The 11,483-nt window shown below is 73.4% G+C and carries 9 protein-coding genes and 1 riboswitch; of the genes, 8 read left to right on the top strand and 1 reads right to left on the bottom strand.

The genetic code is table 11. From position 1 onward, the window contains the following. Positions 1-536: 536 nt before the first annotated feature. From ACRRSS_RS07105 to ACRRSS_RS07075, 7 genes are all read left to right on the top strand, one after another. On the top strand, positions 537-1,598 hold the full coding sequence (locus ACRRSS_RS07105) for an MBL fold metallo-hydrolase (protein ID WP_435970368.1): 1,062 nt from the start codon (positions 537-539) through the stop codon (positions 1,596-1,598). Between the two features lie 71 nt (positions 1,599-1,669). Beyond that, positions 1,670-1,743, top strand: a riboswitch (cobalamin riboswitch). A gap of 93 nt (positions 1,744-1,836) precedes the next feature. Further along, the gene (locus ACRRSS_RS07100) at positions 1,837-3,090 is read left to right on the top strand and encodes a prenyltransferase/squalene oxidase repeat-containing protein (RefSeq protein WP_435970367.1); all 1,254 of its coding nucleotides are present in this window, start codon (positions 1,837-1,839) and stop codon (positions 3,088-3,090) included. Further along, on the top strand, positions 3,087-3,848 hold the full coding sequence (locus tag ACRRSS_RS07095) for an SCO2322 family protein (RefSeq protein WP_435970366.1): 762 nt from the start codon (positions 3,087-3,089) through the stop codon (positions 3,846-3,848). The genes ACRRSS_RS07100 and ACRRSS_RS07095 overlap by 4 nt, the downstream gene beginning before the upstream one ends. Before the next feature lie 301 nt (positions 3,849-4,149). After that, positions 4,150-5,271 carry an energy-coupling factor transporter transmembrane component T gene (locus tag ACRRSS_RS07090; protein WP_435970365.1) on the top strand — a complete coding sequence of 374 codons (1,122 nt, stop codon included), beginning with the start codon at positions 4,150-4,152 and terminating at the stop codon, positions 5,269-5,271. Beyond that, positions 5,268-7,013, top strand: coding sequence for an ABC transporter ATP-binding protein (locus tag ACRRSS_RS07085; protein WP_435970364.1), 1,746 nt, complete (start codon positions 5,268-5,270; stop codon positions 7,011-7,013). The genes ACRRSS_RS07090 and ACRRSS_RS07085 overlap by 4 nt, the downstream gene beginning before the upstream one ends. Next, the gene (locus tag ACRRSS_RS07080) at positions 7,010-7,873 is read left to right on the top strand and encodes an ECF transporter S component (protein WP_435970363.1); all 864 of its coding nucleotides are present in this window, start codon (positions 7,010-7,012) and stop codon (positions 7,871-7,873) included. The genes ACRRSS_RS07085 and ACRRSS_RS07080 overlap by 4 nt, the downstream gene beginning before the upstream one ends. Positions 7,874-8,159: 286 nt before the next feature. Then, positions 8,160-8,561 carry a transglycosylase SLT domain-containing protein gene (locus ACRRSS_RS07075; RefSeq protein ID WP_435970362.1) on the top strand — a complete coding sequence of 134 codons (402 nt, stop codon included), beginning with the start codon at positions 8,160-8,162 and terminating at the stop codon, positions 8,559-8,561. A 180-nt stretch (positions 8,562-8,741) separates the two neighbouring features. On the opposite strand, the gene ACRRSS_RS07070 is transcribed toward ACRRSS_RS07075, so the two are convergent. Next, complete coding sequence (locus ACRRSS_RS07070; RefSeq protein WP_435970361.1) at positions 8,742-9,911, bottom strand: steroid 3-ketoacyl-CoA thiolase; 1,170 nt, start codon at positions 9,909-9,911, stop codon at positions 8,742-8,744. Positions 9,912-10,139: 228 nt separating this feature from the next. Between ACRRSS_RS07070 and ACRRSS_RS07065 the strand changes: the two genes are divergently transcribed. Next, positions 10,140-11,387, top strand: coding sequence for a cytochrome P450 (locus ACRRSS_RS07065; RefSeq protein ID WP_435970360.1), 1,248 nt, complete (start codon positions 10,140-10,142; stop codon positions 11,385-11,387). The last annotated feature ends 96 nt before the right edge of the window (positions 11,388-11,483 follow it).

Genomic DNA, 11,483 nt, shown 5'->3' with positions numbered 1-11,483 from the left:
CGCATCATCGCAAGCACATCCGTCACTGGCCGCCGGAGGGCATCCCAAGACGATGCCTCGACAGTCCGTCACGCTTAGAGCCTGCCACGGAGCCCCTGTGGCTCTGAGGGGCAGGCTCGATGTCTTCGGTCGCCTGACCAACTGGCTCTCTTCGATCCGACCGGCCAGTTGGAACAGGTAGCTGTCGCTGCATGTCGAAGACCGCAACGGGCTGGAGTCCGTCGGCTTGATCCTGGAGCGCAGCGAAAGAGAGTGGGGGCCTTCCTGAGGGCGCAGCCCCGGGCCGCGCCGGGGCCGTCCCTGGGCCGTGCAAGGGAACCCAGGGATAGCCGACAACGACCGGCAACACCAGCCCGATCGGAGGTCAGCAGCACGCCGAAGGCGGCACGGCACTAGCCACCCTGACGCATCGTCAGTTCTAGTTATAGTGGGCAATGGTCAGCACGCCCCCGCACCGCCGCGGCGAGAATCCGCACCGCCGGAGAACGTCCGCACCACCGGAGAGCTACCGCACCGCCGTGGAGAGATGAGGATCCATGCGAGGACCCGAGCAAGGACCCCTGCCCCAGGTGACCGAGCACGGCGGAGGGGTCTGGTCGCTCCGGGTGCCGATTCCCGACAATCCGCTGGGCCATACGCTCGTCCACGTCCTCGACACCGACCGCGGTCCCGTCCTCGTCGACACCGGATGGGACGACCCAGCCTCCTGGGCCGAGCTCACCGGCGGGCTCGGCGCGCTCGGGCTCTCCGTGCGCGAGGTGCACGGCGTCGTCATCACCCATCACCACCCCGACCACCACGGGCTCTCCGGCCGGGTCCGCGAGGAGTCCGGGGCCTGGATCGCCATGCACGCCGCCGACACCGCCGTCGTCCGCCGCACCCGCGAGGCCGAGCCCGGTACCTGGCTCGACTACCTCGCCCGCAAGCTCGCCACCGTCGGCGCCCCCGAGGAGCACCTCGCCCCGCTGCGGGCCGCGCGCACCTCCGGCAGGATCACCACGCTGCCGGGGCTGCGCTCCGCCCTCCCCGACCGTGAGATCGTCCCCGGCGAGCTCCTCGACCTCGCCGGGCGGCGGCTGCGCGCGATCTGGACGCCCGGCCACACCCCCGGCCACGTCTGCCTCCACCTGGAGGAGGAGCACCCCTCCAGGCTCCCCGGACACGGCCGGCTCTTCTCCGGCGACCACCTGCTGCCCGGGATCTCACCGCACATCGGGCTGTACGAGGACCCCGACGACGCCACGGAGACCGACCCCCTCGGCGACTACCTCGACTCCCTCGAACGCATCGGCCGCCTCGGCGTCGCCGAGGTCCTCCCCGCCCACCAGCACGCCTTCGCCGACGCCGCCGGCCGTGTCCGGGAACTCCTCGACCACCACGAGGAGCGCCTCACCGGGCTCCTCGGCCTGCTCGCCACCCCGCTCACCCCCTGGCAGCTCGCCGAGCGGATGGAGTGGAACCGGCCCTGGGAGCAGATCCCCTACGGCTCCAGGAACATCGCCGTCAGCGAGGCCGAGGCCCACGTCCGCCGCCTGGTGAAACTCGGCCGGGCGGAGGCGGTGCCGGGTTCGGACCCGGTCGCCTACATCACGGTGTGAGGCGGCTCCCGGCTCCCGGTCTCGAACGTACGGGCCGGTAGAGTGGGCCCGTCGTCATCATGCCCGTACGGGGGGAAGCCGGTGCGAATCCGGCACTGACCCGCAGTCGTGAGCCGCTCCCGTGGAGCGGCGAGTCGAAATGCCCCGGACGGGACGTGACCGCCGGCACCGTCGAGGAATACGGAGCCGAGCCTGGTGCCCTGAGGCGTGCCGGTGCCCGGCCGCAGGAGAGGGCCCCATGAACACCGTCCGCCGCGGCGCCGCCGCGCTCGCCGCCGCCGCCGTCGTACTCGGCAGCGGAGCAGCCGGAGCGGCCTCCGCCGCCTCGTCCGCCCCCTCCCCCTCCGCCGCGTCGGTCCCGCCCGGTCTCTACGGGACGAAGGATCCGCAGTACGACGGTGTCTGGCGCCAGTCGCTCTCCTTCCTCGCCCAGCGCGCCACCGGCTACCAGCCCGCCGACCAGGCCGTGGACTGGCTCCTCGGCCAGCAGTGCGAGGACGGATCGTTCGGCTCGTACCGCGCGGACGCCACGAAGCCCTGCGACGCGAAGACGATGCGGGACACCAACGCCACCGCCCTCGCCGTGCAGGCGCTCGGCGCCGTCCGCCGTCAGGCCGCCGAGCCGGAGAAGGTCGACCGGGCCGTCAAGGCGGGCACGGGCTGGCTGCGGACCGTGCAGAACAAGGACGGCGGCTGGGGCTACGGCGTCGGCGGCCCCAGCGACGCCAACTCCACCTCCGTCGTCATCGGCGCGCTCGCCGCGACGAGCGTGAAGCCGGGCTCGTACACCTCCGCCGAGGGCCGCACCCCGTACGACGCGCTCCTCACCTTCGCGCTGCCCTGCACGGACAAGGAGGGCCCCGGCGCCTTCGCGTACCAGCCGGACAAGGCCGGCAAGCTCCTCGCGAACGCCGACGCCACCGCCGCCGCCACCCTCGCCGGGCTCGGCAAGAGCGTCGTCGCCACCAAGGCCTCCCCCGAGCAGCCGCCGGTCTGCACCGACCTGGCGAAGCCGACGGTCGAGCGGGCCGCGCTCAACGGCTCCTCCTACCTGGCCAAGACCCTCGCGAAGACCGGCCACCTGACCCTGCCGCCGATGCCGGGCGCCACCGACACCGCCGAGAAGCCCGATGTCGGCAACACCGCCGACGCCGTCGTCGCGCTCGCCGCGTCGGGCGCCGCGAAGGAGGCGAAGCCGGCCGTGGAGTGGCTGGAGAAGAACTCCGCCGCCTGGGCGAAGGAGGGCGGACCGGCCGCGTACGCGCAGCTGATCCTGGCCGCCCGCGCGACCGACACCGACCCGCGCGAGTTCGGCTCGGCCGACCTGGTCGAGCAGCTCAACGCGACCGGCCCCGCGCCCAAGACCCCCGACACCTCGGCCTCCTCCACGAGCGACGACGAGGGCTCGGGCTTCGACGTCTGGTGGATCATCGGCATCGGCACGGTCGTCGGCGTCGGCATCGGCTTCCTCGTGAGCGGCCGCAAGAAGTGACCACGGCAGTCGCGGGGCGAGGCAGCCGCCTCACCGGCGCCCGCTTCACCGGTACCCGCTTCACCCGCCTCACCGGCACTCGCCTCACCGGCGTCCGCGTCGCGGGCGCCGCCGCCGGGGCTCTGCTCACCCTGACCGCGGTCGCGGCCGCCCCGGCGCAGGCCGCCGGCTACCGCTACTGGTCGTACTGGGAGAGCGACGGCGGGAAGTCCTGGGCGTACGCCACCCAGGGGCCGGCGACCGCCCGCCCCGCCGACGGCGACGCCATCGGCTTCCGCTTCGCGATCAGCAGCGGTACGGACGACACCTCCCGCCCCTCCCCCGCGCCCGACTTCTCGGTGGTCTGCGGGGACGTGGCGAGGAAGGACGGCACCAAGCGGGTCGCGGTCGTCGTCGACTTCGGCGGCCCGGCGGACGCGCCGCCCGGCGAGACCCCGCCGAAGCCGCCGGTCGAGGTCGGTTGCGCGCAGGTCCGCGAGGACGCGACGAGCGCGGAGGCGCTCGCCACCGTGGTCAAGCCGCTGCGGTACGACGGGGCGGCGATGCTGTGCGGGATCGCCGGGTACCCGGCGCGGGGCTGCGGCGAGCCGGTCGACACGAGCGGGAAGACCCCGGCGTCGGCCGCGCCCACCGCTTCGGCCCCCTCGGGTGACGGGGAGAGGAGCGGGGGCGGTCCGTCCCTCGGCGTGCTCGTCGGCGGGGCCGCCGTCCTGGCCCTGGGCGGGGCCGCGGTCTGGAAGGCCCGCCACCGCGGATGAGCCCGGCACGACCCGAAGGCCCGCCGTCGCGGACCAGCCCCGCACGAGCCGAAGGCCCGCCGTCGCGGACGAGCCCCGCACGACCCGGAGGCCGGCCGTCGCGGATGAGCCCCGCACGCCCCGGAGGCCGGCCGTCGCGGATGAGCCCCGCACGCCCCGGAGCCCCGGCGCCGCGTATGGGCCCCGCACGCCCCGGAGGCCGGTCGTCGCGGACCAGCCCCGCTCGACCCGATGGCTCGCCGTCGGCGATGCGGCCCGTCCGCACCGCACGCGCCGAGGGCCCGCGGCCGGTGGGCCCGGCGTGACCCGGCCGATCCGCGCCGTCCTCTCCTCCCTCCGGGCCCCCGAGGCGAGCCGGGCGAACGCCCTGCATGCCGGAGCCTGGTGGCTGTGGGCGCTCGGCCTGGCCGTCGCCGCCTCCCGCACCACCAACCCGCTCCTGCTCGGGCTGCTCGTCGGGGTCGCCGGTTACGTCGTGGCGGCCCGCCGTACGGACGCGCCCTGGGCCCGCTCGTACGGCGCGTTCGTGAAGCTCGGCCTGTTCGTGGTCTTCCTGCGGGTCGTCTTCTCCCTGCTGCTCGGCTCCCCCATCCCGGGGACGCGCCTGCTGTTCACGCTGCCGGAGGTGCCGATGCCCGACTGGGCGCAGGGGGTACGGATCGGGGGGCGGGTGACGGCCGAGCAGCTGGTCTTCGCGGTGTACGACGGCCTCAAGCTGGCGACCCTGCTGATCTGCGTCGGCGCGGCGAACGCGCTGGCCAACCCGGCGCGGCTGCTCAAATCGCTGCCCGGGGCGCTGTACGAGGCCGGGGTCGCCGTCGTCGTGGCCATGACCTTCGCGCCGAACATGGTCGCGGACGTGGTCCGGCTGCGGACCGCCCGGCGGCTCCGCGGCCGCCCCACCGGCGGGGTCCGCGCGGTGCTCCAGATCGGCCTGCCGGTCCTCGAAGGGGCCCTGGAACGGTCGATCGCGGTCGCGGCCTCGATGGACGCGCGCGGGTACGGCCGGACGGCGCGGGTCCCCGCCTCCGTACGGCGCACCACGAACCTGCTGACCCTGGGCGGACTGCTCGGGATCTGCGCCGGTTCGTACGGGCTGCTCGCGGCGGAGGGCGCGGGGTACGGTCTGCCGCTGCTCGGCGCCGGGCTCCTCGCGGCCATGGCCGGGCTGCGGCTGGGCGGGCGCCGGACGGTACGGACCCGGTACCGGCCCGACCACTGGGGGGTGCGGGCCTGGCTGGTGGCGGGCTCGGGGGTCGCGGTCGCGGCCCTGATGATCTGGGCGAACGCGTACGCGCCCGAGGCGCTGCACCCCGGGGTCGTCCCCCTGGAGGCCCCGGAGCTGCCGCTCTGGCCGGCCCTGTCGATCCTGGTGGGCCTCGTGCCCGCGTTCGTGGCCCCCGTTCCCAAGGAGAACGCGTGATCCGCTTCGAGAACGTCTCCGTGCGGTACGAGGGGGCCGACGAGCACGAGCCCACCCTGAAGGGCCTGGACCTCACCGTCCCCGAGGGCGAGCTCGTGCTGCTCGTCGGCCCCTCGGGAGTCGGCAAGTCGACCCTCCTGGGCGCGGTCTCCGGACTCGTACCCCACTTCACCGGCGGCACCCTGACGGGCCGCGTCACGGTCGACGGCCGCGACACCCGTACGCATCCGCCGCGCGAGCTCGCCGACCTGGTGGGCACGGTCGGGCAGGACCCGTCCGCCCACTTCGTCACGGACACGGTCGAGGACGAGCTGGCCTACGGCATGGAATCCCTCGGCCTCGCGCCGGGGGTCATGCGGCGCCGCGTCGAGGAGACCCTCGACCTGCTGGGCCTCGCCGAACTCCGCGACCGCCCGATCGCCACGCTCTCCGGTGGCCAGCGCCAGCGCGTCGCGATCGGCTCGGTCCTGACCCCGCACCCGAAGGTCCTGGTCCTGGACGAGCCGACCTCGGCGCTCGACCCGTCGGCGGCCGAGGACGTCCTGGCGGTCCTCCAGCGGCTGGTCCACGACCTCGGCACGACGGTGCTGCTCGCGGAGCACCGCCTCGAACGGGTGGTGCAGTACGCGGACCGGGTCCTGCTGCTGCCGGAGGGGGTCATGGGCTCCCCCGCCGAGATCATGGCCGTCTCGCCGGTCCACCCGCCGGTGGTGGCCCTCGGCCGCCTCGCGGGGTGGGATCCGCTGCCCCTGACGGTGCGGGACGCGCGACGGCGGGCGGGTGGGCTGAAGAGCCGCCTGGAGGGACTGGACCCCGCGGAGCTCCTTCCCCGCCCCGCCCCTTCCCGGACCCCGGCCCCCGGTCCTCGGACACCGGACGGGCCGGGAACGCCGGACGGGCCGCGTCCGCCGGCCGCGGGCTTCACCCCCTTCAAGCGCCGCCGCACCACGGCACCGGTCTCCGCCGGTCCCCGCGCCGGGGCCCCCCTCGTCCTCGCCGAGGGCCTCGGCGTCCGCCGCGGCCGGGTCGAAGCCCTCCGCCGTATCGACCTCCAGGTCCGCTCCGGCGAGACCATCGCCCTCATGGGCCGCAACGGCGCCGGCAAGTCCACCCTCCTCTCCACCCTGGTCGGCATGATCGCCCCGACCTCCGGCACCGTCCGCGTCGCCGACCGGACCCCGCACACCACGGATCCCCGGGAGCTGATCCGCCAGGTCGGCCTGGTCCCGCAGGAGCCGCGCGACCTGCTGTACGCGGACACCGTCGCCGCCGAGTGCGCGGCGGCCGACGCCGACGCGGGCGCGGAGCCCGGGACCTGCCGGGCGCTGGTGTCCGAGCTGCTGCCGGGGGTCGCCGACGACATCCACCCCCGGGACCTGTCCGAGGGGCAGCGGCTGGCGCTCGCGCTGGCCCTCGTCCTGACCGGCCGCCCGCCGCTCCTGCTGCTCGACGAGCCGACCCGCGGCCTGGACTACGCGGCCAAGGCCCGTCTCGTCGCCCGTCTCCGTGCCCTCGCCGCCGAGGGCCACTCGATCGTGCTCGCGACGCACGACGTGGAGCTGGTGGCCGAGCTGGCGCACCGGGTGGTGATCATCGCGGACGGCGAGGTGGTGGCGGACGGGCCGACGGCCGACGTGGTCGTCTCCTCCCCCGCGTTCTCGCCGCAGGTGGCGAAGATCCTCGCCCCGCGGCCCTGGCTCACGGTCGAGCAGGTGGAGGCGGCCCTGGAGGAGGCCCGGTGAGCGCCCGCCCGATCCGGCTCGGTCCGCGTTCCGTCGCCGCCCTTGTCCTCGTCTCCCTCATCGGTCTCGTCGCCTTCTGCTGGCCCCTCTTCGCGGACGCGGACTCCGCCGTCACCTCGCACGCCGGGGACGCGCCCTGGCTGTTCGCCGCGCTGCTGCCGCTGCTCGTCGCGGTGGTCGTGGCGACGATCGCCGACGGCGGGACGGACGCGAAGGCCATCGCGATGCTGGGGGTGCTCGCCGCGGTCGGGGCGGCCCTGCGGCCGCTGGGGGCGGGCACGGCGGGTCTGGAGCCGATGTTCTTCCTGATGGTGCTGAGCGGCCGGGTCCTCGGGCCGGGGTTCGGTTTCGTCCTCGGCTCGGTGACGATGTTCGCGTCGGCCCTGCTCACGGGCGGTGTGGGGCCGTGGATGCCGTTCCAGATGCTCTCGATGGGCTGGTTCACCATGGGCGCCGGGCTGCTGCCGGGCGCGAGCCGGATCCGGGGCCGGGGTGAGCTGCTGATGCTCTCGGCGTACGGGTGCGTGGCGGCGTTCGCGTACGGAACGATCATGAACCTGCAGGGCTGGGTGCTGCTGCAGGGCCTGAGCAGCGGGATCTCGTTCCAGCCGGGGGCCCCGCTGAACGAGAACCTGGTCCGTTTCCTCGCATACGTCACGGCCACCTCCCTCGGCTGGGACCTGGGCCGGGCCGTCCTCACCGTCGTCCTCACCCTGACCATCGGCGGCACCCTCCTGAGGGCGCTGCGACGGGCCACGCGACGGGCGAACTTCGAGGCCCAGGTCACATTCGAGGCCCCCGGGAAGCCCTCGGCGGGTGAGCCGCCCCACAGGACCTACGTCACGTACGAGGCGGAATAGTAGCCGGGCGGTACCCACCCAAACCACCCACAGTCGGTCATGACCTGCGGAAACACCACGGACCCACCCCCCGGGACGTTCGCCCCGGGTCCGAACCTTCCTCGTACAAGGGGTCGTTGCGTCGGCGTTCCGGCCCTGGTTGTCTGGTGGACGTCGCCAGGCAGCCGGTGCTCACCGCAGCGCCTCGGACGGCCGGTTCCCCCCAGTTCCCGGGTTCCCCGGGCTCTGGTTCCGGCTTGCCGAAACCGCCTGGCGCGGCCTTTGCCCCCGACGTTAGGTAATGACCTTGATCCGCTCGCTCACCACTCGTGTCTCCGCCCGCAAGAAGACCTTCGCCGCCTCCGCGGCCGTGCTGCTCGGCGCGTCGGGTGCGGTCCTCGGCACGACGAGCACGGCCTCGGCCGCCAGCCCCCAGGACATCGCCCGCCAGATCGTCCCGGCCTCGCAGTACGCCTCCTTCAGCAAGATCGTGTCCCACGAGTCCGGCTGGAACCACAAGGCCACCAACTCCTCCAGCGGCGCCTACGGCCTGGTCCAGGCCCTGCCGGCCACGAAGATGTCCTCGGCCGGTTCCGACTGGAAGACGAACCCCGCCACCCAGATCAAGTGGGGTCTCAACTACATGAACGAGCGCTACGGCTCCCCGAACGCCGCTTGGGCGTTCTGGCAGGCCAACGGCTGGTACTAAGAGTCACCGCCGCACCCTGCGCACCCGCAAGGCCCCGCCTCCCTTCCAGGGAGGGCGGGGCCTGCGGCGTTTCCAAGGGCCGCGGCGTTTCCGGGGCCGCACCTGTCCCGCGGTCCCGGACCCGTACCCGTCTCGCGGTCCCGGAGCCGCACCCGTCCCGCGGTCCCGAGCCCGCCGGCCCTACAGCCGCTGGATGATCGTCCCGGTCGCCACCGCCCCGCCCGCGCACATCGTGATCAGGGCGAACTCCCTGTCCGAGCGTTCCAGCTCGTGCAGGGCCGTGGCGATCAGCCGCGCCCCCGTCGCCCCCACCGGGTGGCCGAGGGCGATGGCGCCGCCGTTGACGTTGACCTTCTCCAGATCCTGGTCGAAGACCTGCGCCCAGCTGAGCACCACCGAGGCGAAGGCCTCGTTGATCTCGACGAGGTCGATGTCCCCGAGCGACATTCCGGCCTTGCCGAGGACGGCCCGCGTGGCGTCGATCGGCCCGTCGAGGTGGAAGTGCGGGTCGGCGCCGACCAGGGCCTGGGCGACGATCCGGGCGCGGGGGCGGAGCTTGAGGGCGCGGGCCATGCGCTTGGAGGCCCACATGAGCGCGGCGGCGCCGTCGGAGATCTGGGAGGAGTTCCCTGCGGTGTGGACGGCGGTCGGCATGACGGGCTTGAGCCGGGCGAGACCCTCCATGGTGGTGTCGCGCAGGCCCTCGTCCCGGTCGACGAGCCGCCACATGCCCTGTCCGGCGGCCTGCTCCTCCTCGGTGGTGGGGACCTGGACGGCGAAGGTCTCGCGCTTGAAGCGCTCCTCGGCCCAGGCGTTCGCCGCCCGTTCCTGGGAGAGCAGGCCCAGGGAGTCGACGCGCTCGCGGGTGAGGCCGCGGTGGCGGGCGATGCGCTCGGCGGCCTCGAACTGGTTGGGGAGGTCGACGTTCCACTCGTCGGGGAAGGGCTTTCCGGGGCCGTGCTTGGATCCGGAGCCGAGCGGGACGCGCGACATGGCCTCGACGCCGCAGCTGATCCCGATGTCGATGACCCCGGCGGCGACCATGTTGGCGACCATGTGGCTCGCCTGCTGCGAGGAGCCGCACTGACAGTCGACGGTGGTGGCGGCCGTCTCGTAGGGGAGCCCCATGGTGAGCCAGGCGGTGCGCGCCGGGTTCATGGACTGTTCGCCGGCGTGGGTGACCGTACCGCCGACGATCTGTTCGACGCAGTCGGCGTGGATGCCGGTGCGGCCGAGGAGTTCTCGGTAGGTCTCGCCCAGGAGGTAGGCGGGGTGGAGGTTGGCGAGCGCGCCTCCGCGCTTGCCGATGGGGGTGCGAACGGCTTCGACGATGACGGGTTCCGCGGCCATGAGCTCGTCCTCTCCTCGACGGACGGGGTGTCCCGGCACCCCGGTCGGTCGGCGTCACGGGGGAACTAGTACGCGTTCTAGTTCTGAGTGCAGTCTTATGACTGCTACCGCGGGTACGCAAGGGTCCGGGAGGCAACACTTCCCGTTCCGCCCCTTGCTACTTGTAGAACTCGTTACTAACTTTCCCGGCAACTCCTGACGACCCATCAGATGTGGAGTGTGTTGCCGATGCCCTGCCCCCATCTTCCCGAAGGGTTCGACGCCACCGACCCCGATCTGCTCCGCGACCGCGTCCCCTTCCCGGAGTTCGCCCGGCTGCGGCAGACCGCACCCGTCTGGTGGTGCCCCCAGCCGCCCGGCATCACCGGCTTCGCGGACGGCGGGTACTGGGCCGTCACGCGCCACGCGGACGTCAAGTACGTCTCCACACACCCGGAGTTGTTCTCCTCGAACGAGAACACGGCCGTCATCCGCTTCAACGAGCACATCACCCGGGACCAGATCGAGGTTCAGAAGCTGATCATGCTCAACATGGACCCGCCCGAGCACACCCGGGTCCGCCAGATCGTCCAGCGCGGCTTCACCCCCCGCGCCATCCGCGACCTGGAGACCGCCCTGCGCGACCGCGCCCAGGCCATCGTCGACGAGGCGAAGCGCGGCGCGGACGCCGACGGCACCTTCGACTTCGTCACCCGGGTCGCCGTCGAACTGCCCCTCCAGGCCATCGCCGAACTCATCGGCGTCCCCCAGGAGGACCGCTCCCGGATCTTCGACTGGTCGAACAAGATGGTCGCGTACGACGATCCCGAGTACGCCATCACCGAGGAGATCGGCGCCGAGGCCGCCATGGAGCTCATCGGGTACTCGATGAACATGGCCGCCGCCCGCAAGGAGTGTCCGGCCGCCGACATCGTCAGCCAACTCGTCGCCGCCGAGGGCCAGGGCAACCTCTCCTCCGACGAGTTCGGCTTCTTCGTGCTGCTGCTCGCCGTCGCGGGCAACGAGACCACCCGCAACGCCATCAGCCACGGCATGCACGCCTTCCTCACCCACCCCGACGAGTGGGAACTCTTCAAGCGGGAACGGCCCGCGACCACCGCCGAGGAGATCGTCCGCTGGGCGACCCCCGTCGTCTCCTTCCAGCGGACCGCGACCCAGGACACCGAACTCGGCGGGCAGAAGATCGCCAAGGGGGACCGCGTCGGCCTCTTCTACTCCTCCGCCAACAACGACCCCGAGGTCTTCACCGACCCCGAACGCTTCGACATCACCCGCGACCCCAACCCGCACCTCGGCTTCGGCGGCGGAGGACCCCACTTCTGCCTGGGCAAGTCCCTCGCGATCAAGGAGATCGAGCTGATCTTCAACGCCCTCGCGGACACCCTTCCCGACCTCACCCTCGCCGGCGAACCGCGCCGGCTGCGCGCCGCCTGGCTCAACGGCGTGAAGGAACTCCGGGTCCGGGCGGGGGCGTAGGGGCGGGACTCCGGCGTCGCGGGGCGGGGGCGTAGGGGCGGGGCGGGAGGCTCGGCGCCGCCGGACGGGACCTCGGCGTGGGCGGGGCGGGACTCC

This window comes from Streptomyces sp. Qhu_M48 (genome assembly GCF_051305195.1).
In the GTDB taxonomy this organism is placed as follows: Bacteria; Actinomycetota; Actinomycetes; order Streptomycetales; family Streptomycetaceae; genus Streptomyces.
This window is presented reverse-complemented; position numbering and strand designations above follow the sequence as displayed.

Coding starts and splice junctions, on each gene's coding strand:
- ACRRSS_RS07105 (WP_435970368.1), top strand. CDS start 537: ATGCGAGGACCCGAGCAAGGACCCCTGCCCCAGGTGACCGAGCACGGC.
- ACRRSS_RS07100 (WP_435970367.1), top strand. CDS start 1,837: ATGAACACCGTCCGCCGCGGCGCCGCCGCGCTCGCCGCCGCCGCCGTC.
- ACRRSS_RS07070 (WP_435970361.1), bottom strand. CDS start 9,911: ATGGCCGCGGAACCCGTCATCGTCGAAGCCGTTCGCACCCCCATCGGC.
- ACRRSS_RS07065 (WP_435970360.1), top strand. CDS start 10,140: ATGCCCTGCCCCCATCTTCCCGAAGGGTTCGACGCCACCGACCCCGAT.